Raw genomic sequence first — 22,165 nt, forward strand, 5'->3', positions numbered from 1 at the left:
TATGCATATTGAAGTTGCCAAAAAGATAGTGGAAAAAAGTGATAAAGAAGTTTTTGATTTTTTAATCGATATCAAAAACTTTGAGGTATTAATGCCTGAGAACATCGATAAATTTGAAGTTCTCGACGAGAACACGTTTAAATTTGCATTGAAAGGTATGCCCGAGATTGTTTTGAGGCTCAAAGAACAACATGAGTATGATAAAATCGTACTGGGCGCGGCAAGTGACAAGCTTCCTTTTACCTTGACCGCCAACATCACACCCGTAACAGGAAAACAGTCTGAAGTCGGTCTGAGTTTCGAAGGGGAATTCAATGCCATGATGGCTATGATGATCAAAAGCCCGATAACCAATTTCATGGAAACCTTGAGCAGGAACATGGATAAGATTGCTTAGTACAACATGCCTATTTCCTTCTGTGCGAATTCTTCAAAACCTGAAAGCCTCGACTGAACAATAAGTTTTCCCGCTTTGTTTATATCCCTAATATAACCTGAAAAGGAGGTGCCGTCATTTCGCGTGAAAGTGGAAAGCTCGTCTTTTCTGAACAAAACTTCGCCATACTCATTTTTTAGGGTACTCCATGAGATATCATCAAGACGGTGCAACTCTTTTTTAATCTTTGCCACGATTTGAATCAAAAGCCCGTCAAGGTCACTATCATTGCCCAAAAGTAGTTTTAACGAGCTCACTTTTTTTAATTTACCAAAATCGGTCTGGTTTACATTTAAACCGATGCCTATTATCGTATTTTTAATGGTGGCACCCTGTACTATATTTTCTATGAGAATCCCACAAATTTTTTGATTACCTGACATAATGTCGTTAGGCCATTTAATGCTTAACCCTGGTACTTTCAATACTTTTAATGTCTTGTATATTGCCAATGAAACCAAACAATTCAGAAAGACTTGTTGAGTAGGGTCAAAACCTTCGAAAACCCTCAAAATACTGAATGTCAAATTTTTACCTTTTTCAGAAGTCCATTCGGTGCCCATTTGCCCCCTACCCTTGAGTTGTGCTTTGGCGCTGACTATCGTATAATCGGACATATCATCTTTTGACAATAGTGCCTTTAAATAGGTATTGGTAGACTCCGTGGCATCAAGTTTGATTATATGCATGGTATGGCGTGAAAAACACATTGAATGTAATGTTAAATACTGGGCGCAACAAAACAAAAAAGTAATAACTTTGCAGAAACCTAAAATTTTTGAATGCAGAAAAACAAAGCTAGCGCAGATGAGCTTATAACCTTAATATTATCGGGAATAGAAGAAGTAAAAGGTGTAGATATCAATCTACTTGATTTAAGGGAAATAGAGAATACCGTCTGTGACTACTTCATCATCTGTAACGGTACGTCGAATACACACGTCAATGCAATTGTATCTTCCATTCAAAAAACCGTAAGTAAAGCAATCAAAGACAAACCTTGGCATGTAGAAGGCTCAGAAAACGCAGAATGGGTCTTGATGGATTATGTCAATGTAGTCGTTCATGTATTTCAAAAACATATTAGGGAGTTCTACGATATCGAAGGACTTTGGGGAGATGCCAAAGTAACTATGGTAGAGAGCAGTTATAACAACTAAAAAATGGCAAAAGAAAACAATTCAAATACCCCCAAGAAACCACGTTTTAATTCATGGTGGATTTACGGCATTATCATCGCTTTGATCTTAGGATTCCAATTTTTTGGGAGCAGTAGTTTTTCAAGCACAAAGAAAACAACGACTTCCGAACTTCAAGAATACCTTAGAAATGGGGATATCGCAAAAATATTGATCTATACCAATGTACGACAGGCAAAAGTCTTTTTGACCAATGAGGCCCTGCAAAAAGATGTGCATCGTGAAGTAGCCGACAAACCGTTGATCCCTTCTACGGGAATGGTACCGCAATATATTTTAGACTTCGGCGATCTACAGAATTTTGAAGACGAGATAAAGAATATCAAGAAAGACAATAACCTAGATACGATTGTTGATTTTGATACGGAATCCAATGTACTTGGTGATTTATTGCTCTCCCTTCTACCATTTGCCTTAATCATAGGTATTTGGATTTATTTAATGAGAAGAATGTCCGGTGGCGCCGGTGGTGGTGCTGGTGGGCAAATTTTCAACATTGGGAAATCAAAGGCAAAGCTGTTCGATGAGAAAACCGATACCAGAACTTCTTTCAAAGATGTGGCCGGTTTGGAAGGTGCGAAGGAAGAGATCCAAGAAATCGTGGAATTCCTTAAAAATCCTGATAAATATACCTCCCTCGGGGGTAAAATACCCAAAGGTGCCTTATTGGTCGGCCCCCCAGGAACAGGTAAAACCTTGTTGGCGAAAGCCGTGGCCGGTGAAGCAAAAGTACCTTTCTTTTCACTTTCGGGCTCTGACTTTGTAGAAATGTTCGTTGGGGTCGGTGCCTCTAGGGTACGTGACCTATTCAAACAGGCCAAGGATAAATCACCTGCCATTATTTTTATCGATGAAATTGATGCAATCGGTAGGGCCAGGGGTAAAAATAATTTTACCGGGTCGAACGATGAACGTGAGAATACCTTGAACCAGCTGTTGACCGAAATGGATGGTTTTGGAACGAATACCAATGTCATTGTTTTGGCAGCCACCAACCGAGCAGACGTTTTGGATAAAGCTTTAATGAGGGCCGGTCGTTTTGATAGACAAATTTATGTTGACCTACCTGACATAAGGGAACGAAAAGAGATTTTCGAGGTTCACCTAAGACCTATTAAGACCTCTGAGACCCTAGATTTGGATTTTCTCGCCAAACAAACCCCAGGCTTCTCAGGTGCCGATATCGCCAACGTGTGTAATGAGGCAGCCTTGATAGCAGCCAGAAAAGAAAAGAAAGCGGTAAGCAAGCAAGATTTTTTAGATGCCGTAGATCGAATTGTTGGTGGACTTGAGAAGAAAAATAAGATCATAACCCAAGAGGAGAAAAAGACCATCGCCTTTCATGAGGCTGGGCACGCAACGGTAAGTTGGATGTTGGAACATGCCGCTCCTTTAGTAAAAGTAACGATTGTGCCAAGAGGGCAATCACTAGGTGCTGCTTGGTATTTACCCGAAGAACGATTAATTGTACGCCCGGATCAAATGTTAGACGAGATGTGTGCCACTATGGGTGGTAGGGCAGCTGAAAAAGTCATATTCGACAAAATATCGACGGGTGCCCTGAGCGACCTCGAAAAGGTTACCAAGCAAGCCCGTGCCATGGTTACCATTTACGGTTTGAACGAAGAATTGGGCAACATTACCTATTATGATTCTTCAGGACAAAACGAGTACGGTTTTTCAAAACCCTATAGCGAGGAAACCGCTCAGAAAATCGATGAGGAAATTTCTAAGATCATTGAAAAACAATATCTACGGGCTATTAGCTTACTGGAAGAAAATAAGGATAAACTGACTTCTTTAGCAGAAAGGCTACTCGACAAAGAAGTTATCTTCAAAGATGATCTGGAGAAAATTTTTGGCAAACGCCCATTTGCAAAAGACAATGAAGAAGAAGAACAGGAGGCCACGGCAACCGTAGCTTCTGAAAATGAAGAAGGGGAAAGCAAATAGGTATTTTTCTTAAGAATGGGATAAATGGTCTTATTTTCGATGGTTATGGTTTATGGGTGTATTTGGTAAACTTTTCGGTGGCGGTAAAAAGGTTTCGAAGGAAACTTCCGAAACTCGTGGGGAGCATATGCCCGACTTGAAAATTCCGGTAGACGAGAAGTTCACGATTTACTTCAAAAAGAATGGCGGTAAATTCATCTATTGCGAAGACTTCAATGAGGTTTCACAGGCGCTTCAAAATATTATTTCAGAGAATAACTGGCAAAACCAAGCATTCTACACCCTTGATAAACGTATCAATGAAAAGTTCGCGACGGAAAAAATCGCATTTACCGATAAGGTAAAGGATAGTGATATCTTTTTCACCACATGCGAACATCTAATTGCACACAATGGTTCTATCTTGGTTTGTTCGCATCAAATAAAGGAACGGAAGCTCAATGACCTTCCTTCGAATCTAATCGTGTTTGCCACTACAAGTCAATTGGTGGAATCCATTAGTGAGGCTTTAAAAATTATCAAGAAAAAATATCCAAGGGAAATTCCTGATAATATTACAACGTTGAAACATTTTGAATTGACCAACGAAAATAAAAATGACTTTCTTTCATACGGTAGTGCATCAAAAAATGTATATCTTTTGTTGCTAGAAGACTACTGATCCCATGAAAGAACTCTTGAAGCGTTCACTTACAGGCATTGTATACGTAGTATTATTGTTGTCTACCGCCTATTTGAATTCTGACGCGTTCGATTTTTTGTTCATGGCCTTTGGTTTGGGCTGCCTTTATGAATACAAGCGTATCGTTGGTATCAAGGGCTATTATATTTTTATAGCTTACCTCGCCTTATGGTGGGCCTATATCTATCTTATACGTACAGAACTTCCCGTACTGATATTATTGGGTATTACCTTAGTAATCGACCTTGTTTTATTGCTTTTCCTTTTCTTAAAACTAAAGCAAGGCCTTTCTAAAATTCAATTATACCTAACCGGTATTTTTTATATTTCGGGTGGATTCATTTTTTTGACGATGATACCCTACAACGATAATGAGTTTGCCAAGTTTTTGATCATGGGAATTTTTATTTTGATATGGGTTAGTGACAGCTTTGCCTATTTGGTTGGCAAGTCTATTGGCAAAACCAAACTATTTCCGTCCATTTCACCTAAAAAAACCGTTGAAGGTTCGGTAGGAGGTCTTATTTTTGCATTATTGACAGCATACTTTTTGGCAAAATATGAACCTAGGATCGATTTGACCCAATGGCTCATACTCGCCTTGGTAATCGTTTTTTTCGGAGCGTTGGGAGACTTATTACAGTCTAAATTCAAAAGAATAGCCGGGGTAAAGGATAGCGGGGCAATACTGCCTGGCCATGGCGGAATCTGGGATAGATTGGACAGCTTGATCTTTGCGGCACCGTTTGCCTATTTTACTTTAAAATTATTTTTTTATGTTTCATAGAGAAGGACAACATATAATTCTTACCACTTTTTTCATAGTAGTAGCCATAATTATCGGGGCCCAGTTTTATATTGAATTGGAATGGCTGAGATTGGGACTTCAGATTCTGGCCCTTCTTATTTTGGTCCTTATCCTACAATTTTTCAGAAATCCCAAGCGACCTGTTACCCCCCATTTTGACGAGATCCTTGCACCCGTCGATGGCAAGGTAGTTGTCATAGAAGAAGTGGAGGAAACAGAGTACTTTAAAGAAAAAAGAAGACAGGTATCTATTTTTATGTCACCGATAAATGTTCATGTAACCCGCTATGCGGCAAGTGGAACCATTACCTATTCAAAATATCACCCTGGTAAATACTTGGTTGCTTGGCACCCAAAATCGAGTACTGAAAATGAACGAACTACCGTTGTCATACATACCCCGAAGTTCGGTGAGATCTTATACCGGCAAATCGCAGGGGCAATGGCGCGCAGGATTGTCAACTATGCCGAAGAAGGTGAACAAGTCGTACAAGGGGAAGACGCCGGATTTATAAAATTTGGATCTCGAGTTGATTTGTTCCTCCCATTAGAGAGTAAGGTCTGTGTGTCGTTAAACCAAAAAGTGACCGGGGCCAAAACCTGTATCGCTATGCTTGGCAAAAAAAATGACTGATAAGGATTTACATAATAAATTTGAGGAAGCAGTGAAACTTGTAAATGATTTTACCGAACCACTGCCCGCCGACCTTCTTTTAAAACTATATGCTTATTATAAAATTGCAAATAAAAACTACAGCAATCCCGGCAGTAAAACCCCATTGATCAATGCCTTTAAGGCAAATGCCCTTATTCAAGCGCAGCATATTGGTAGAAAACAGGCAATGAAAAAGTATATTGAATTGGTCGCTAAAGAAATCAAGGAATCCGATTAATTGTGGTATCTGGCGATTCCTTATCCTCTTTCATCGTAAAATAAATGCCACCAAGAATAGTGATTATAAAGTAGCACGAAACCATGATACTTCCAAAAGACCAAAGTCCATTTATACCGAACCAATCGCCAGTACCAAGAATCAAGGCAATACCTAGAATACCTCGAAAAACCTCAATCCCGACGGCATACCCTTTTTTATCCATTAAGGTGGTGTAGCCATAAATCCCTACAAACACAAAAGCTCCAAATTGCAATAGCCCGGCAAGACCGATTTCTGAATAATTATAAAACATGTAAAGCATCAAGAACGTATTGAATAAAAGTTGAAAAACAGCATATACTTTTAAGGCAAAAGATGCTTCTGGCCTATATTTTTTAAAATGATACACATTATCAATACCGTGAACTGGATACTTCTTTACAACATCTTGCGGACGCCAACCGGTGGGCATAAACCATATTCGTAATTTATCATACCAACTGGTTGTACGCCAAGCATCCTTACAAAGCCGCCATACATGCTGAAAATTAATTAGAATAGGATTCCACGTGTTGGCGGGTTTCAGCACCCCATATCTTGGCGGAACTGTCGGTAATTCTTCTTGAAACGTTCCGAACATCCTATCCCAAACACATAAAATCTGGCCTAAGTTCTTATCAATATACTCGGGATTGATGGCATGATGAACCCGATGTTGCGAGGGCGTAACAATGATATACTCCAGCCAACCCATCTTACCAATATGTTGGGTATGGTACCAAAATTGGGCAAATAAATGTATTGGGGCCAAAATAGCGATTACTTCATTTGGCACTCCTAAAATTGCGGCAGGTAACAATAACAGGGCAAAATAACCCACCACATTCGAGATGGATTGTCGTAAAGCACAGGCTAAATTAAATTCTTCACTACTGTGGTGAATTACATGTTGGTTCCAAAAAATATTGACGTGATGATTTAGCCTATGGTTCCAATATCCGGCAAAATCAATGGCTAAGAAGGCCAATATCCAGACTGGCCAGGTCGCTTTCAACTCAAAAATGGAGAAAACCCCCAATAAAACTGGATAACTGACCAAAACCAAAACCAATCCCAATGAATCTTTGATAATATTCGTTAAACCTGAACTTAGGCTGCTAACGGTATCCATAACGTTATGTTTCTGGTCTTTGACAAAATGACCATATAGCACTTCTAGCAGTACTAGACCGGTAAAGAAAGGAATGGCATAAACAAGGGCTTTAGCATAGGTTTCCATAGAACAAAAAATTACTCAATAATTTGCAATGGTGCTGTCCCTTTCCAATTTCCCCTTGTAAAATCAGGAAAAGGTTGCGGGGCACCCCCACTGGCAACAGAACGCTCGCTCAAGGGGGCTACCGCACTCCAAAAACAACCTTCGTAAACGTTTTGATCTAAGGGTAGGCCTTGCTGCAGGCATTCTACAATGCGATAGACCATAATACCATCCATACCGCCATGACCACTTCCCTTAGCAGCTTTATTCAATCGTTTATATAAAGGATGATCGTATTTTTCGTATAGTTTTTGCAATTTTTCTCCTTGTACCCAAGAATGGTGATCTTTGGTAATACCTTCAACCCCACCTTCTAAAGCAACCCTAGTCGGAAAACCTGCCAAGACACCTTTGGTGCCTTGTATCAGATTTAGTCTAGAATAAGGTCTTGGGCTGGTCTCGTCCCATTGTACCATTATGGTTCTACCAATTCGCGTTTTGATAATGGATGTATTTAAATCACCGCCCTTAAAATCCAATTCATTCCATTTGTGATCTTCTGAATAGTTTTTCTTTGCATATGCGGCCCTTCCTCTGGATGGCGTTGAAAATGAAACCAGACTCCCAAAGGTGTCGTCACCCCTACCCAAGTTCATATATTGCGCTACTGGCCCTAAACCATGGGTGGGATATAGATTACCGTTTCGCTTCGCATAGTGGTGTGTTCGCCAAGAACCTGTTCCTCGCTGCTGTTCTTCCATCTGCCAACGCAACTCATGAATATAAGCGGCCTCTGCATGAAGTGGCTCCCCTATTACCCCCTGCCTACACATGTTCAAGAACATGAGTTCGTCACGGCTATAGTTCACGTTCTCCAACATCATGCAATGCTTTTGCGTACGTTCGCTGGTATCAACGATTTCCCACATTTCAGATAGGGTTACCGCAATGGGCACTTCGACAAAAGCATGGGCACCTTGTTTCATGGCCTCAATGGCCATAGGTGCATGATCATTCCAATTGGTAGCAATAAAAACAACTTGGGGCTTTACTTCTTTGAGCATCTTTCGCCATTGATGCTCATCACCAAAGTATAGCGCAATATTCTGATGCCTGTTTTCATCGGAAACTTCACGGACCCAGCCCGCTTTTTGTCTCACCAAATCTTCATATACGTCACAAATCGCCACCACTTCGGTATTCGGCAAAGCTGCCAAAAACTTCAGATGATCTCCGCCCCTAGCCCCTACACCAATAAAAGCCGCCCTTACCTGCTCCAATTTGGGTGCTGCATAATCACCCATGTATCTGGCATTGAAAGAACGTTCTTTTCTGGCACTCATATAATTCGGCACTATGGAAACCGCTGCCGCTGAAAGCGAGGTCTTTTTTAAAAAGTTACGTCGATTTAATTTTTTCATGGTGTAGTTTTAAAAAAGGTGGTATCCTTCTAATTTAACGATGGGGAATAACCTTTACGATAATGGATTTACTAACAGGCGTGTTGCTTTTTCGAGCAAACTCATCAATCGGCACTAAAACATTGGTTTCAGGGAAATAGGCTGCCAAATTTCCTGAAGGGATATTATAAGGAATCACCTTAAATTTCTCCGCTCTACGCACAACGCCATGATAATTTGAAACCAAATCCATGACCTGTTGGTTCTTGATGCCCTTTACCCTCATATCATCAGGATTCATAAAAACAATCCGTCTTTCCCCATAAATACCCCTATACCTATCGTTCATATCATAGATAGTCGTATTGAACTGATCATGACTTCGAATGGTCATTAAGACGAATTCATCTGCTTCGGGGCTATGCTCCGCTAATTTACAAACGGAGAATTGCGCACGACCATTTGGCAGTTTTGAAAAATCAGCTTCCCGAGCGTTATTGGGTAAATAAAAGCCCGACCCTTTTGAACGTTTTGAATAATTTTCATAGCCCTCATAGACCTCTGAGATCTTACTTCGAATTAGGTCATAATCTTCCCCTAATGATAACCAATTCACATTATGCTTACCTTTAAAATAGGCGTTGGCCATTTCACCTACAATGCTTGGTTCACTTTTTAATGATGCGCTGATAGGGACCCTACCCCCAGAGCTCTGGTGAACTTTGCCCATACTATTCTCAACGGTTACGAACCTACGTTTACCATTTATCCCGTCCAATTCCGTTCTACCTAAAGTAGGAAGAATAAGTGCTGTTTTACCCGTAATTAAATGCCCTCTATTCAATTTGGTACTTATAGCTACGGTCAAATCGCAGTTCTGTAATGCCTTAGCCGTATAATTGGTATCTGATGCGGCGGAAACAAAATTGCCACCTAGAGCTATAAACACCTTGGCTTTACCCTCATACATTGCTTTTATACAATGCACGGTATCAAGACCTTCTTTTTCTGGTGCATCAAAATCAAAAACCTTTTTCAAAGCGTTGTTCAAAGGTTTGGACACATGATGCATGATACCGACGCTTCTATCACCTTGAACGTTACTATGCCCACGTACCGGACACGTGCCGGCCCCTTTTTTGCCGATACTACCTTTTAACAATAGTAAATTGACGCATTCCTTGATGTTATCCACTCCGTTCTTATGCTGGGTCAAGCCCATTGCCCAGCAAATGATAATCCTATTTTTGGTAGCCAGTAGTTCAACAGCTTCGTCGACTTTTTCAGAGGCTACTCCAGACAGTGCCAATAATCCTTCATCAGTATGGCTGTCTAAATCATCGAGTAATGCCTCATATCCTGCTGTTTTATTTTGTATAAAATCTTGATCAAATACAGCAAATCCGTTACGCTCTTTCTCTAATAATCGTTTTATCAACAGTTTTAATAAGGCGACATCTTGATTGATCTTGACTTGAAGGAAAATGTCGGTCAAGACGGTACCGGTTCCGATGATTCCATCAATTTTTTGTGGATTTTTAAATCGTACCAAACCAGCTTCCTCTAAGGGGTTTACGGTTATAATTTTCCCGCCGTTCTTTTTACACCGTTCCAAGGCCGAAAGCATTCGAGGGTGATTGGTACCCGGGTTTTGTCCAATTACCATGACCACTTCGGCCTCGTGCAAATCATCTAAAGTCACCGATCCTTTGCCAATTCCCAAAGTCTCACTCAGTCCTACCCCGCTAGACTCATGACACATATTAGAGCAATCGGGCATGTTATTGGTGCCAAAAGCGCGTACAAAAAGCCCGTACAAAAAAGCGGCTTCATTACTTGAACGGCCTGAGGTGTAAAACACGGCTTCATCTGGTGAATTTAGTTTACGTAGTTCTTCTGCTATTAACTTAAAAGCATTGGACCATGTAATGGGTTTATAGTGAACGGAATCTGATCTAAGAAGCATCGGTTCGGTCAATCGACCGCTCTTACCGATTTCGAAATCAGACCATCGAGATAATTCTTCTACGGAGTGTCGCTCAAAGAATGCCGCGTCAGCTCGTTCAGGGCTTGTTTCTTCTGCAATAGCCTTTGCACCATTCTCACAATATTCACCTAATTTAGAAGGGGTTTCAGGATCGGGCCAAGCGCAGCCCGGGCAATCAAAACCTTCTTTTTGATTCATTGCACTAAGGGTAACCAAAGATTTGAACAATCCCGTTTCTTTGTTTAAATGTGCAATTGTTTTTTTAATAGCTGTTGCACCAGCTGCATATTCAGCCGGCTCCGTAACTTTCAAGTTGGCAAATTGAATAGTACCCGTAGTTGAAATAGTACGTCTAGTTTTTTTTTCCATAGCTATACAAAATGACTGTAACCTTAGTTCTACCTAAAAATTAAACCAATTTTTTTTTAAAAAATTCAATGGTACGCTTCCAGGCAAGTTCGGCAGCTTCTTTGTTGTATCGTGCAGTAGTATTATTATGAAACCCGTGGTTCACCTCAGGGTATACGAATACTTGGTATTCTTTACCCTCAGCCTTAAGACTTTCCTCATAAGCTGGCCATCCTGCGTTCACGCGTTTATCCAAACCTGCAAATTGAAGCAGTAACGGTGCTTTTATCTTGGCAATGTTTTCTTTGGGTTGCCCTCCATAAAAAGGAACTGCTGCCTTTAAATCTTCAACTTGTGTCGCCATCATATTGGCAATCCATCCCCCAAAACAAAAACCTACTACCCCAATTTTACCGTTACAATCTTCATGATTCTTTAGATACCCAAAAGCAGCAATAAAATCTTCAAGCATCTTATTACGATTACGTTTTCTTTGCATCGCCCGTCCTTCATCATCAGTGCCGGGATAGCCCCCTAATGGGGTCAACGCATCGGGGGCTATAGTAATAAAACCTTCTAAAGCAGCCCTTCTTGCAGTATCTTCAATATATGGATTTAAACCCCTGTTCTCATGTACCACTACAATACCCCCTAGTTTATCTTCGAACGTTTTTGGTTTTGATAGTAGTGCTTTGATTTCACCTCCCCCTTTCCCTGAATTATAGGTGATAAATTCTGAATCAAGTTTAGGATCTTTTGGATCCACCAACATGGTATTGGTGTAGTTGGGCATCATAAAGCTCAATAAACTTGGTAAGGTAAAGCCACCTATGGTATATAAGGACAGTTTTTCTATAAATTCCCTTCGTTGAATTTTATTATGGGCATAATCATCATAGAGGTCAAATACCTCTTGTGGGATGTCTTCTTTTTTCAATTGCTTCATGATAAAGGATTTAGTCTGCAGATTTGTAAATAAACTCGATGATTCGATCGGCATTGATAAATCCCTGACCGTGGGTGGCATCCCATTCTTTTGAAAGCCCCAGTTTTTGCACCTGTTCTAAAGAATTTCCTTCATCCCTAGCTTTCTTTACCCGTTCGCGCAGTGTAGTTATTATCGCAGCATAGCTTTTCAAATCATCTTTAGAGGCCAACCGACCATGACCTGGAATTATCTTAGTATTGTCATCGACCATACCCAATGCCATAGTTACATTACTGATAAGACCATCGATATCACCACCCGAGTTCAAATCGATATAAGGGTAACGACCTACAAAAAAATTATCACCCATGTGGAGCACATTGTCTTCAAGAAAATAATAATAGGAATCCCCATCGGTATGGGCATCGTTTACATGCATGGCATGCATGGTGTTACCATTATCTAAATACAAGGTCATTTTTTCGTTGAAGGTGATTACTGGCCATGCTGAACCTGGAGACGGCTCAGCGATCCGTCCACCACCGCGGTCTTGTTTTGTAGACATGCGCTTGCGCACATTTTCATGGGCAATGATAATCGCCCCCTGTTTTGCCATGTTTTCATTACCACCAGTATGATCGCCATGCCAATGTGTGTTCAAAACCCATTTGATAGGTTTGTCGGTAAGGGTTTGGATATGGGAAACTATTTTCTCTGATAGCGGACCAAACTGATCATCAATCAAATAGGCATTTTCAGCACCAATGGCTAGGCCCATATTACCGCCTGCCCCGAAAAGCACATAAATATTTTCAGATAACTTCTCAGAAGTAATTTCGACAGTACTCCAATCTCTTTGTGAGAATGAGCTGAAGCCAACAAATGCGATGACTAATGGGATTAACTTTTTCATTTCTATAGTTAAAAGTTCTACCCCAGTAAGTTACGGATTTCGAGTTTATTTCAAACCAAAAGTAAAATAAGTGTCAATACTACTCCGGCCGCGGCAAAATACATTCCCTTTTTGAAGATTGTCGTATTTGGTAAAAACATCCAAAACGAAGATATCACGAAGAATAAAAGGGCGCCACCAAAGAACATATTCAGAAAATATAATGGGTCTGAAGATTTGGCCTTGTGCAAATGGGTCATCTTATCTAAAACAAGGGGTAAGCGTTTAGTGGTGTAACTGACCTCTCCTGTTTGGGTATTGTAGGAGCCTCCTTTAAAAGTGGCAATACCATCGGATACCTCACTGAATTTTAAGCGCTTTATCTTGATTTCCTTACCAAGTTGTTCCGCATTTAAATTGGCGGCAACTTGTTTTTCATTCAGAATCTCCTTTTTCAAAAAATCGGTATCGCGAAAAATCAAAACGACACCACTTAGGGCATAAACTGCCATAATCCCCGCTAAAAAGAAACCTAAATACCTGTGATAGATTCGCATTTTATTGGACACTTCCCTCTGCTTTGACATTATTTAGATTGATTTCAAACAAAGAAAAGTAATATCCATTTTACATCCTAGTTTTTGCCTAAAAACTATCTATAAATTCCGATTTAATTTGATGTAGTTTTGTTGCTTGAAAACGATTAGGTGAGAAAAGCGCTTCTATTTATGCTTATCAGTACGGCATCTTTCTCATTGATGAATGCCTTCATCAAATATTTGGAACACATACCCGGGTTTCAATTGGTTTTTTTCAGATCGGTAACTTCGTTTTTTTTCGCTACTTCATACCTCATAAAGAACAACATAAAATTGATGGGAAACCAGCGAAGGCTTTTATCATTAAGAGCGGTGGCCGGATTGATCTCAATGAGCCTCTTTTTCATTTCTTTTAAGTATTTGTCTATCGGTACCGCAGTCTCCCTCAGGTATATCGCTCCTATCTTCGGGGCCATTTTTGCCGTTTTTTTACTCAAAGAAAGACTTAAACCCATACAGGTGCCCTTCTTTTTGGTAGCCTTTTCTGGAGTTATCATGTTAAAGGGCTTTGATGACACTATCGATAATAATGGAATGACATTGGTGCTTATGGCATCGGTCTTTACCGGACTGGTTTATGTACTGATCCGAAAAATCGGAAAAGGCGACCACCCGGTAGTCGTGGTCAATTACTTCATGTTCTTATCAACCCTTGTAGGCGGTATCATCAGTATTTTTATATGGGTACAACCCAAAGAATGGGATTGGTTATTACTCTTAAGCCTAGGCGTATTTGGCTATTTTGGTCAGGTGTATATGACCAAGGCTTTTCAATCGGCGCCAACCAATGTGGTCGCCCCCATAAAATATACTGAAGTCGTTTTCACCATTGGTATTGGCATTTTTTGGTTTGGTGATACTTATACCCTACTCAGTTTTCTCGGGCTCTTTTTAATTATTGGAGGCTTGGTAGCAAATACTTTGGTTAAGAAGAACTAGTCATTTTCAAAATAATCATCCAAATTGATGTCTTCTGAGTAAGAGAAGCTTTCCAAAAGCTCACCTTTTTGACTGACCACCAAGGTTTTAGGAAATCTTCTAATCCCAAACTTTTCGACAAAGTTTCGAGCATTTGCCACCGGCATAAAATTGGATTCCTTATAATTAAAAATGGTATTGATCATTTGTTTGCTACCGTCAAACAATATAAAGGCTCGAATGTGCTCTTTGTTTTTAGATGAATCAATCATTTCATCCAAGGCTTTAATTTCATGTTCTTTGTGATGAAACATATCTGGAAAAACCGCAAATCAAATTAGCACCAATTTACCTGTCAATTCATGTAAACTTATCTTTCTGTCATCAATTGTAGCAAAAGTAAATTTGTCAAAACTACTTTTTGATATACTAATATTCTGAGGACCGAATGCCTGTGCTGTTTTATCATAAAGATATTTAACCACTCTACCTTCTTCATCATACACCTTTTCTAATAGGAATCTAGGATTTTTTTTAATCAGACTATTAACTTCATTGCCTTCTAGCTTTCTGCCACTATGCTTGTCGTATACCTTATCATAACTAAATTCACTATCAATAAATGATTTGGAATAGCCTATACCACCTTGTTCATATTTTACTTCTTGAGCGAGTCCTGAATAAAAGAACATTCCAAGAACTATAAAGTTTATTTGAAATGTAATATTTAAATTTTTCATCCCAAACTTGCTAAACTTTTCTCTAAAGTCTGAATCTTAGCCTCTGCATCAGCGACTTTTTTACGTTCCATTTCGACCACTTTTGGTGGTGCATTGTTTACAAAACGCTCATTCGAAAGTTTCTTTTGAACCGACTGTAAGAAACCTTTGGTATACTTAAGTTCTTCATTGATTTTCTGAATCTCGGCATCCACATCAATTGCTCCCGCTATAGGTATAAAATATTCGTTGCTTTTTACCCTAAAACTCAAAGCTCCATCAACAGCAGTATCCACAGTTTCAATGGTAGAAAGATTCCCCAATTTCGTAATAATGGCGTCCATTTTAGAACCTGAATCTTCACCATTTAGTTCCATTAGCTCTAAAACTTCTTTATTGGCAATGTTTTTTTCTTTTCGGATATTCCGAACCCCAGAAATTATTTCAGTAGCAAATTCAAAATCATTTAGTAGACCGCTATCCGTCGCACCGACCTTTGGCCAATCTGCAATACAAAGCGCCTGTTCAGGGGTACGTTCAGCCATATGCTGCCAAACTTCTTCACTTAAAAAGGGCATAAATGGATGCAACAGTTTCAAATTTTCTTCAAATAAGTGTACTATCTCAACTAAGGTTTTCTTATCAATTGGTTTTTGATATTCTGGCTTTACAATCTCTAAAAACCAAGAGCAAAAATCGTCCCAAACCAATTTGTAAATGGCCATCAAAGCATCAGATATTCGATATTTACTGTAATGATCTTCTATCTCCGCCAAGGTTTGATTGAACTTCGCCCTATACCATTCAATACCCAGCTGAGCGGCCTGTGGTTGTTCAATATCAGCCACCTCCCATCCTTTTACCAGTCTAAAGGCATTCCATATTTTATTGGCAAAATTCTTTCCTTGTTGGCACAGCGCCTCGTCGAACATCAAATCGTTACCCGCTGCAGAGCTTAATAACAACCCTACACGCACCCCATCTGCACCATATTCCTCAATCAACTTTAAGGCATCTGGAGAATTGCCCAATTGCTTGGACATTTTACGGCGTTGTTTATCACGTACCAGTCCTGTTAAATATACATTCTCATAGGGCCGTTCGTTTCTGAACTCATAACCAGCAACAATCATGCGCGCTACCCAGAAAAATAAGATATCGGGGCCGGTTACCAGATCATTGGTAGGATAATAATAATTGACCTCTTCATTATCGGGATCTAAAATTCCACCAAAAACACTGATGGGCCATAGCCACGAAGAAAACCAAGTATCTAAAACGTCTGAATCTTGACGTAAATCATCTGTAGTCAGAGACCTCTCGACTCCGCTCGAGATGACAGCTTGTTGTGCAAGTTCAAGCGCCTTTTCCTTTGATTCAGCTACAACAAAATCTTCTTCTCCATCGCCATAGTAATATGCGGGTATTTGCTGTCCCCACCACAATTGGCGTGAGATATTCCAATCGCGGATGTTTTCCATCCAATGGCGGTAAGTACTCTCGAACTTTTTTGGAAACAACTTCACCTCGCCCGTTTTTAGCACAGCATCTATGGCAGGTTTGGCCAAATCTTCCATTTTTAAAAACCATTGGTCCGATAATCTTGGCTCAATAACCGCCTTGGTACGCTCTGAGGTACCGACCTTGTTGGTATGTTGCTCTGTTTTTACCAGAAAACCCTTTTCTTTCAACTCTTCGGCGATTTCTTTGCGCACTACAAAACGGTCTTTGCCCTCATAGTGCATTCCGAAGGAATTTAGACTCGCATCGTCATTGAAAATATCGATAATCTCTAGATGGTGTTTCTCCCCCAGGGCCTTATCATTTTCGTCATGGGCAGGGGTCACCTTTAAACAACCTGTACCAAATTCCATATCTACATAGTCGTCTTCTATAATTGGAATAACCCTGTTACAAATCGGCACAATTGCTTTTTTGCCTTTCAAATGGGCATACCTATCATCGTTCGGATTGATGCAAATGGCCGTATCACCTAAAATAGTCTCAGGTCTCGTTGTCGCAATGGTTACCTTTTCATCAGAACCTTCAATTTCATAAGACAAATAGTACAGTAATCCTTGTCTTTCTTCATAATGTACTTCTTCATCAGATAGGGTAGTTTTGGCCTCTGGATCCCAATTTACCATCCGATACCCTCTATAAATAAGGCCTTTAGCGTATAAATCAACAAAAACCTTGATTACAGATGCTGACATATCGTCATCCATGGTGAACTTGGTACGATCCCAATCACAAGAACATCCAAGTTTTTTGAGTTGTTGTAGAATTACCCCGCCATATTCATCGGTCCAATCCCAAGCATGCTTAAGAAACTCTTCCCGAGTCAAATCGGCCTTGTTGATACCCTCTTCCTTCAATTTAGCGACGACTTTTGCCTCCGTAGCGATGGAAGCATGGTCGGTACCAGGCACCCAACAAGCGTTTTTACCTTCTAATCGCGCCTTTCGTATCAAAACGTCTTGTATGGTGTTATTGAGCATATGCCCCATATGCAAAACCCCGGTCACATTAGGGGGCGGAATTACAATGGTATAAGGCTCCCTATCATCAGGTTTTGAATTAAAAAACCCATGTTCCATCCAGTAGTCATACCAACGTTGTTCTACTTTACTGGAATCGTATTTTGAAGGAATCTCCATTTTTCGGTATAGTTTTTGTCTAAATAAAAGTGGATTGGGCAATCGAAATGAAAATTGCGCTATGTTAAAATTACGCTATTCTTCAACGATTGACCAATCCGCGAAATACGAAACAAAAATAAGTAACGTTATTAGAAGACAAAAGAATTTTGGAGGTAGGTTGAAATCCACTACTTTTGAAGTTCCTCAAAATGAAGAAAAAATGAAAAAGCTAGTACTTTTATTATTTGTAGGTCTTTTGGCCGTAAGCGTAAAAGCACAGGAAAAGACCGCCAAAATCGAGTTCAAGACGGAAACCGTTGATTACGGCGAAATTGCAAAAGGTAGTGATGGTGTACGTGTATTCGAATTTACCAATACAGGCGATGCACCCTTGGTGATCAGTGATGTGAAATCAAGCTGTGGTTGTACGATTCCTAAAAAACCTGATGCGCCTATCATGCCAGGTGAAACCGGAGAAATTCAAGTTAAATATGACACTAAGCGTGTTGGGCCAATAAGAAAGGCCATCACGGTAACCTCTAATGCAAATACGCCGACAAAGGTGATTAAAATTAAAGGTATGGTCAAAAGTGACGGTGCCAAATAGAAAAAAGAAACAAATTAATAAAGCCTTGACATTTGTCAGGGCTTTTTTGTTTTAAAGAGGTCTTTGAGCACAAAAGAGAAAAGTAAGTCTTTATTATATCGTTCAATCAAGATTCGAATACGCTTACCTTCTTTACGGTTCATCATTTGTAAAATTTCTTGAAGTTTGTATCCGTAAACCTTTCTCCCATTCACGGCTAAAATGATATCCCCCTCTCGCAAACCCGCCTCTTCAGCCGGACTACCCGCACGAATACCGGAAACAACTATTTCAGGCACAAGGCTTAACCTCGTTCGATTCTCCAATAATAACTGGACGTTACCAAAAGTCTTATTGTCGCCGGTCACCACACCGTTAACATCAGCGATTTGTTCGGCTATATAGCGAACACCATTATGCTGTAGATCAATACCCGCCAAGTTATAATGAAAAGGAGCATTGAAACTTGCATTTTTCGAAAGCGTGATCTTGTTGTTCATATAATCGAAAATAATATGAAACCTTTTCAAGACCTCACCACCGACACTTCCATTTCTATCACCTAAGTTTATAATCGCATTTAATGATTCTTTATGGGGAAACGCTACTTTAGCTTCGTTCAATCGAAAGTTTCCTATGCGAATGCCGTTCAGTTTTGTGCGTTTTCCAAAAATATTACCGCTCAATCCTTTTCCTAAAAAATCCTCGTAGTTGGAATCTGGCACCTCTAACCCTTTTTCAGGGTCATGAAAAAGCCAAAGTGCATCACTACTTCCAGTATCAACGAGAAGCTTCACGGGCACTTCCTCATCATCTGAAAGGGCTACTGCGCCATCTACATACGCTTTTTTATCAATAATCGTCAGTGGTAAAGTCTGTTTCTTTTTCGAGGTCTGATATTGATAAGATTCTGGATTAAAAAGTTTTAAAGAGCGTTTTTGATAATTAATATCAACGACGAAGCTTTTAAACACATCATAACCTATAATACCATGAACGGGGACGCCCAATGATGCCGAAAAATTGATATCCTTGTCCAAAACCACATATAGCGATTGATTAAAACTTTTGGCACTGCCAATCTTAAAGGTATTTCCTTCAGATTTTAAAGCTTTGATAGGTTCTCCCTCCCCCAATCCGCGCAGCGAAATCTCAGAAACATTATTTATTTGAACGGAATCTTGGTCTGTCAAATTAAAAAGGATAGGGCTACTGACCCCGGTATCTAAAATAAAGGAAAGTTTTGCCCCATTCAATTCAACAGGCACTATCATAAGGTTGTTCACCAATTCAAACCTGACTTTTTCAAACTTCTTTTGTGTTGAAATATGGAATTTCTGTGCGAAGCCTATAAAACCAAAAAGCAATAAAAAAAGTAAAAGATATATATGCTTTCTATTCAAACCACCTAATTTTTAAGGGATTACCTTACTTAAAGATAGCAAATAAAAAATAGTAACACTTAAATTTAACACTATGTAATGGATTCAAATAAATGGTGCTATTAATTGTTTTGCAAACGATGTTTCCGCATTTTTGCTGAAAATTTAAGCTTGCCATGCCACAGATATCGAAAAAAGGATCTTTAATGCCGCCCTCCCCTATCCGTAAGTTGGTTCCCTTTGCAGAAAAGGCAAAAAAAAGGGGAATACATGTAATTCACCTGAATATTGGCCAACCTGATATCAAAACACCAAAAATCGCCTTGGATGCCATCAAAAATCATGATATTGAGGTTTTGGCATACAGCCGGACAGAAGGCTCTGATAACTATCGGGAAAAAATTGCAGACTATTATGATAAACATAATATCAAGGTTACCGCAGACGATATTATTGTGACCACAGGGGGATCGGAAGCCTTGGCATTTACCATGGGCTCTATTTTAGACGAAGGGGATGAAATTATCATACCCGAACCCTTTTATGCCAATTACAACGGATTCGCAACGGCCAATGGCGTTAAAGTGGTACCGATAATGGCGACCATAGAAAACAATTTTGCCTTACCCCCTGTAACTGAATTTGAAAAAAAGATAACTTCAAATACGAAGGGAATACTAATTTGTAACCCTGGTAACCCAACCGGATATTTATATAATCACGACGAAATACTTCAACTGGTAGCATTGGTCAAAAAACACGACCTCTTTTTGATTGCCGATGAAGTCTATCGTGAATTTACCTATGACGGCAAGAAACATTTTTCGATACTTAGTGAACCTGATATTACGGACCATGCCATAGTGGTCGACTCTGTTTCTAAACGCTACAGCATGTGTGGTGCTAGAATCGGTTGCATTGTTTCGAAAAACAAGGAAGTCGTGCAAACGGCCATGAAATTTGCCCAAGCCCGTTTGTCACCTCCGACCTTGGCACAAATCGCTGCCGAGGCAGCACTTGAAACACCCCAAAGCTATTTCGATGCCGTTATTGAAGAATATGTCTCAAGACGGGATTTGCTGCTGCGAGAGCTACAAAAAATCGAAAATATAAAAATTGCCAAGCCTAGTGGCGCATTTTATTGCGTGGTTGAACTACCCATCAACGACGCCGATGATTTTGCACAATGGCTTCTTGAGCATTTCGACATAGACGGCGACACGGTAATGGTCGCTCCGGCCGGTGGCTTTTATGCCACTCCACATAGTGGTTCGAACCAAATACGAATCGCCTATGTTTTAGATAAAGAGCAGCTTAAAAGGGCGGTACTCATTCTGAAGAAAGGATTGGAAGCCTATCTAAAATCGTGAATATACTTGAGAACATATCGCTTAAAGCCTACAATACCTTTGGTATAGACGTGAAGGCAAAGTCTTTTGTCGAAATCACAAGTCTTCTTCAACTTCAAAAAGCCTTGCAATTATCGGCATACCCTGAACGATTTGTTATCAGTGGAGGAAGTAACATGCTCTTGACGAAAGACATTGATGCCCTGGTCATGTATATCAACTTGAAGGGAATCTCAATAGTTGAAGAAGATGAAAATTCCATCATAATAAAGGTCATGGCTGGTGAAAACTGGCATGAATTGGTGCTCTGGTGTTTAGAACGCGGTTATGGTGGGCTTGAAAACCTATCCCTGATTCCGGGAAATACGGGTACGGCCCCCATACAAAACATCGGTGCCTATGGCGTAGAGATCAAAGATGTTTTCATCGCCTGCGAGGCCATGGATGTAGAAAGCTTGGAACTCAGTGAATTTTCAAAGGAAGATTGCAAATTCGGTTACCGTGACTCCATCTTTAAAAAAGAGGTGAAAGGTAAGTATATCATTACCTCGGTTGCCTTAAAACTGACCAAACGAGACCATAAGCTGTTGACTTTTTATGGTGCCATTGAAAGCCAACTCCAAAGAAAAGAAATTGTTTATCCGACCATAACGGATATTTCAGATGCTGTCATTGCGATTCGCAAAAGCAAACTACCTGACCCCAAAGAACTGGGTAACAGCGGAAGTTTTTTCAAAAATCCCATAATCTCAAAAAAGACCTTTAAGGTATTTCAAAAGAAAAACCCTGAAGCCCCTTTTTATGAACTGGAAGACGGAAACTACAAAATTCCGGCAGGATGGTTAATTGAACAGTGTGGTTTTAAGGGAGAACGAATCGGGGATGCGGGAGTTCACGAAAAACAGGCGTTGGTGCTGGTCAACTACGGAAGTGCCACGGGGAAGGAAATTTGGGAACTGGCCTTGAAAATACAAAGCGAAGTAAGGAATACATTTCAAATCGAGATTTCACCTGAAGTGAATGTCATAAAATAACCCCGGCCACTGAGCAGCGAACCGGGGTTATACCAAACCAAACTAACCAAAAATTTATATACGATAACTAATCTCTTATATATTCGCTCTTGTAAATAATCAATTTTATACTTTAGCGTTATCCTATTTACGGATAGAAAAGGCATTTGGATTTTTTAAGGTCCCTTTTT

Annotated in this window: 22 protein-coding genes; 11 read left to right on the forward strand and 11 right to left on the reverse strand. The window is 39.9% G+C overall.

Annotation, left to right across the window (positions count from 1 at the left end; all coding sequences use genetic code 11):
• The first annotated feature begins 1 nt into the window (after nucleotide 1).
• Nucleotides 2-397, forward strand: a complete 396-nt coding sequence (locus tag AACM45_RS05390) for an SRPBCC family protein (RefSeq protein ID WP_339141268.1) — start codon at nucleotides 2-4, stop codon at nucleotides 395-397.
• Here the strand turns inward: AACM45_RS05390 and AACM45_RS05395 are convergent.
• The gene (locus tag AACM45_RS05395; RefSeq protein ID WP_339141269.1) at nucleotides 394-1,125 is read right to left on the reverse strand and encodes a biotin--[acetyl-CoA-carboxylase] ligase; all 732 of its coding nucleotides are present in this window, start codon (nucleotides 1,123-1,125) and stop codon (nucleotides 394-396) included. The two genes, AACM45_RS05390 and AACM45_RS05395, sit on opposite strands and share 4 nt — an antisense overlap.
• Before the next feature lie 93 nt (nucleotides 1,126-1,218).
• On the opposite strand from AACM45_RS05395, the gene rsfS reads away from it, so the two are divergent.
• The 6 genes from rsfS to AACM45_RS05425 are packed head-to-tail and all read left to right on the forward strand — an operon-like array spanning nucleotide 1,219 to nucleotide 5,971.
• Nucleotides 1,219-1,596, forward strand: a complete 378-nt coding sequence (gene rsfS, locus AACM45_RS05400; RefSeq protein WP_339141270.1) for a ribosome silencing factor — start codon at nucleotides 1,219-1,221, stop codon at nucleotides 1,594-1,596.
• A gap of 3 nt (nucleotides 1,597-1,599) precedes the next feature.
• Nucleotides 1,600-3,588 carry an ATP-dependent zinc metalloprotease FtsH gene (gene ftsH / locus AACM45_RS05405; protein ID WP_339141272.1) on the forward strand — a complete coding sequence of 663 codons (1,989 nt, stop codon included), beginning with the start codon at nucleotides 1,600-1,602 and terminating at the stop codon, nucleotides 3,586-3,588.
• Between the two features lie 52 nt (nucleotides 3,589-3,640).
• A complete protein-coding gene (locus AACM45_RS05410) occupies nucleotides 3,641-4,249 on the forward strand; it encodes an LUD domain-containing protein (protein WP_339141273.1) in 609 nt (202 codons plus the stop codon).
• Nucleotides 4,250-4,253: 4 nt separating this feature from the next.
• On the forward strand, nucleotides 4,254-5,057 hold the full coding sequence (locus AACM45_RS05415; protein WP_339141274.1) for a phosphatidate cytidylyltransferase: 804 nt from the start codon (nucleotides 4,254-4,256) through the stop codon (nucleotides 5,055-5,057).
• Entirely contained in the window at nucleotides 5,047-5,712 is a 666-nt protein-coding gene (locus AACM45_RS05420; protein WP_339141275.1) for a phosphatidylserine decarboxylase family protein, read from the forward strand. The genes AACM45_RS05415 and AACM45_RS05420 overlap by 11 nt, the downstream gene beginning before the upstream one ends.
• On the forward strand, nucleotides 5,705-5,971 hold the full coding sequence (locus AACM45_RS05425; RefSeq protein ID WP_339141276.1) for an acyl-CoA-binding protein: 267 nt from the start codon (nucleotides 5,705-5,707) through the stop codon (nucleotides 5,969-5,971). The genes AACM45_RS05420 and AACM45_RS05425 overlap by 8 nt, the downstream gene beginning before the upstream one ends.
• Here AACM45_RS05425 and AACM45_RS05430 read toward each other — a convergent pair.
• The 6 genes from AACM45_RS05430 to AACM45_RS05455 are packed head-to-tail and all read right to left on the reverse strand — an operon-like array spanning nucleotide 5,955 to nucleotide 13,353.
• Nucleotides 5,955-7,232: a sterol desaturase family protein gene (locus AACM45_RS05430; protein WP_339141277.1), complete on the reverse strand. Its 1,278-nt coding sequence runs from the start codon at nucleotides 7,230-7,232 to the stop codon at nucleotides 5,955-5,957. The genes AACM45_RS05425 and AACM45_RS05430 overlap by 17 nt on opposite strands.
• An 11-nt stretch (nucleotides 7,233-7,243) precedes the next feature.
• Nucleotides 7,244-8,632, reverse strand: coding sequence for a Gfo/Idh/MocA family protein (locus AACM45_RS05435; protein ID WP_339141278.1), 1,389 nt, complete (start codon nucleotides 8,630-8,632; stop codon nucleotides 7,244-7,246).
• A gap of 34 nt (nucleotides 8,633-8,666) precedes the next feature.
• Nucleotides 8,667-10,967, reverse strand: coding sequence for an FdhF/YdeP family oxidoreductase (locus AACM45_RS05440; protein WP_339141279.1), 2,301 nt, complete (start codon nucleotides 10,965-10,967; stop codon nucleotides 8,667-8,669).
• 40 nt (nucleotides 10,968-11,007) lie between these two features.
• Complete coding sequence (locus AACM45_RS05445) at nucleotides 11,008-11,892, reverse strand: dienelactone hydrolase family protein (protein WP_339141280.1); 885 nt, start codon at nucleotides 11,890-11,892, stop codon at nucleotides 11,008-11,010.
• Between the two features lie 10 nt (nucleotides 11,893-11,902).
• Entirely contained in the window at nucleotides 11,903-12,787 is an 885-nt protein-coding gene (locus AACM45_RS05450) for an MBL fold metallo-hydrolase (protein ID WP_339141281.1), read from the reverse strand.
• 50 nt (nucleotides 12,788-12,837) lie between these two features.
• The gene (locus tag AACM45_RS05455; protein WP_339141283.1) at nucleotides 12,838-13,353 is read right to left on the reverse strand and encodes a hypothetical protein; all 516 of its coding nucleotides are present in this window, start codon (nucleotides 13,351-13,353) and stop codon (nucleotides 12,838-12,840) included.
• Between the two features lie 120 nt (nucleotides 13,354-13,473).
• On the opposite strand from AACM45_RS05455, the gene AACM45_RS05460 reads away from it, so the two are divergent.
• Complete coding sequence (locus AACM45_RS05460) at nucleotides 13,474-14,304, forward strand: DMT family transporter (RefSeq protein WP_339141284.1); 831 nt, start codon at nucleotides 13,474-13,476, stop codon at nucleotides 14,302-14,304.
• Here AACM45_RS05460 and AACM45_RS05465 read toward each other — a convergent pair.
• The 3 genes from AACM45_RS05465 to AACM45_RS05475 are packed head-to-tail and all read right to left on the reverse strand — an operon-like array spanning nucleotide 14,301 to nucleotide 17,662.
• A complete protein-coding gene (locus AACM45_RS05465) occupies nucleotides 14,301-14,597 on the reverse strand; it encodes a hypothetical protein (protein WP_339141285.1) in 297 nt (98 codons plus the stop codon). The two genes, AACM45_RS05460 and AACM45_RS05465, sit on opposite strands and share 4 nt — an antisense overlap.
• An 18-nt stretch (nucleotides 14,598-14,615) precedes the next feature.
• Nucleotides 14,616-15,023 carry a hypothetical protein gene (locus tag AACM45_RS05470; protein ID WP_339141286.1) on the reverse strand — a complete coding sequence of 136 codons (408 nt, stop codon included), beginning with the start codon at nucleotides 15,021-15,023 and terminating at the stop codon, nucleotides 14,616-14,618.
• The gene (locus AACM45_RS05475; RefSeq protein WP_339141287.1) at nucleotides 15,020-17,662 is read right to left on the reverse strand and encodes a valine--tRNA ligase; all 2,643 of its coding nucleotides are present in this window, start codon (nucleotides 17,660-17,662) and stop codon (nucleotides 15,020-15,022) included. Before AACM45_RS05475 ends, AACM45_RS05470 begins: the two co-directional genes overlap by 4 nt.
• A 202-nt stretch (nucleotides 17,663-17,864) precedes the next feature.
• Between AACM45_RS05475 and AACM45_RS05480 the strand changes: the two genes are divergently transcribed.
• Nucleotides 17,865-18,251: a DUF1573 domain-containing protein gene (locus AACM45_RS05480; protein ID WP_339141288.1), complete on the forward strand. Its 387-nt coding sequence runs from the start codon at nucleotides 17,865-17,867 to the stop codon at nucleotides 18,249-18,251.
• Between the two features lie 35 nt (nucleotides 18,252-18,286).
• Here the strand turns inward: AACM45_RS05480 and AACM45_RS05485 are convergent, their stop codons facing one another.
• Nucleotides 18,287-19,633, reverse strand: a complete 1,347-nt coding sequence (locus AACM45_RS05485) for an aspartyl protease family protein (RefSeq protein ID WP_339141289.1) — start codon at nucleotides 19,631-19,633, stop codon at nucleotides 18,287-18,289.
• A 155-nt stretch (nucleotides 19,634-19,788) separates the two neighbouring features.
• On the opposite strand from AACM45_RS05485, the gene AACM45_RS05490 reads away from it, so the two are divergent.
• Nucleotides 19,789-20,982 carry a pyridoxal phosphate-dependent aminotransferase gene (locus AACM45_RS05490; protein WP_339141291.1) on the forward strand — a complete coding sequence of 398 codons (1,194 nt, stop codon included), beginning with the start codon at nucleotides 19,789-19,791 and terminating at the stop codon, nucleotides 20,980-20,982.
• Nucleotides 20,979-21,995, forward strand: a complete 1,017-nt coding sequence (gene murB, locus AACM45_RS05495) for a UDP-N-acetylmuramate dehydrogenase (protein WP_339141292.1) — start codon at nucleotides 20,979-20,981, stop codon at nucleotides 21,993-21,995. Before AACM45_RS05490 ends, murB begins: the two co-directional genes overlap by 4 nt.
• Nucleotides 21,996-22,165: the final 170 nt, after the last annotated feature.

This window comes from Croceitalea sp. MTPC5, from assembly GCF_036985505.1.
Classification (GTDB): domain Bacteria; phylum Bacteroidota; class Bacteroidia; order Flavobacteriales; family Flavobacteriaceae; genus Croceitalea.

Bases quoted from the DNA above. Each gene is read 5' to 3' on its own strand.
- AACM45_RS05390 (WP_339141268.1), top strand. From the start codon at position 2: ATGCATATTGAAGTTGCCAAAAAGATAGTGGAAAAAAGTGATAAAGAA.
- AACM45_RS05395 (WP_339141269.1), bottom strand. From the start codon at position 1,125: ATGCATATAATCAAACTTGATGCCACGGAGTCTACCAATACCTATTTA.
- rsfS (WP_339141270.1), top strand. From the start codon at position 1,219: ATGCAGAAAAACAAAGCTAGCGCAGATGAGCTTATAACCTTAATATTA.
- ftsH (WP_339141272.1), top strand. From the start codon at position 1,600: ATGGCAAAAGAAAACAATTCAAATACCCCCAAGAAACCACGTTTTAAT.
- AACM45_RS05410 (WP_339141273.1), top strand. From the start codon at position 3,641: ATGGGTGTATTTGGTAAACTTTTCGGTGGCGGTAAAAAGGTTTCGAAG.
- AACM45_RS05415 (WP_339141274.1), top strand. From the start codon at position 4,254: ATGAAAGAACTCTTGAAGCGTTCACTTACAGGCATTGTATACGTAGTA.
- AACM45_RS05420 (WP_339141275.1), top strand. From the start codon at position 5,047: ATGTTTCATAGAGAAGGACAACATATAATTCTTACCACTTTTTTCATA.
- AACM45_RS05425 (WP_339141276.1), top strand. From the start codon at position 5,705: ATGACTGATAAGGATTTACATAATAAATTTGAGGAAGCAGTGAAACTT.
- AACM45_RS05430 (WP_339141277.1), bottom strand. From the start codon at position 7,232: ATGGAAACCTATGCTAAAGCCCTTGTTTATGCCATTCCTTTCTTTACC.
- AACM45_RS05435 (WP_339141278.1), bottom strand. From the start codon at position 8,632: ATGAAAAAATTAAATCGACGTAACTTTTTAAAAAAGACCTCGCTTTCA.
- AACM45_RS05440 (WP_339141279.1), bottom strand. From the start codon at position 10,967: ATGGAAAAAAAAACTAGACGTACTATTTCAACTACGGGTACTATTCAA.
- AACM45_RS05445 (WP_339141280.1), bottom strand. From the start codon at position 11,892: ATGAAGCAATTGAAAAAAGAAGACATCCCACAAGAGGTATTTGACCTC.
- AACM45_RS05450 (WP_339141281.1), bottom strand. From the start codon at position 12,787: ATGAAAAAGTTAATCCCATTAGTCATCGCATTTGTTGGCTTCAGCTCA.
- AACM45_RS05455 (WP_339141283.1), bottom strand. From the start codon at position 13,353: ATGTCAAAGCAGAGGGAAGTGTCCAATAAAATGCGAATCTATCACAGG.
- AACM45_RS05465 (WP_339141285.1), bottom strand. From the start codon at position 14,597: ATGTTTCATCACAAAGAACATGAAATTAAAGCCTTGGATGAAATGATT.
- AACM45_RS05470 (WP_339141286.1), bottom strand. From the start codon at position 15,023: ATGAAAAATTTAAATATTACATTTCAAATAAACTTTATAGTTCTTGGA.
- AACM45_RS05475 (WP_339141287.1), bottom strand. From the start codon at position 17,662: ATGGAGATTCCTTCAAAATACGATTCCAGTAAAGTAGAACAACGTTGG.
- AACM45_RS05480 (WP_339141288.1), top strand. From the start codon at position 17,865: ATGAAAAAGCTAGTACTTTTATTATTTGTAGGTCTTTTGGCCGTAAGC.
- AACM45_RS05490 (WP_339141291.1), top strand. From the start codon at position 19,789: ATGCCACAGATATCGAAAAAAGGATCTTTAATGCCGCCCTCCCCTATC.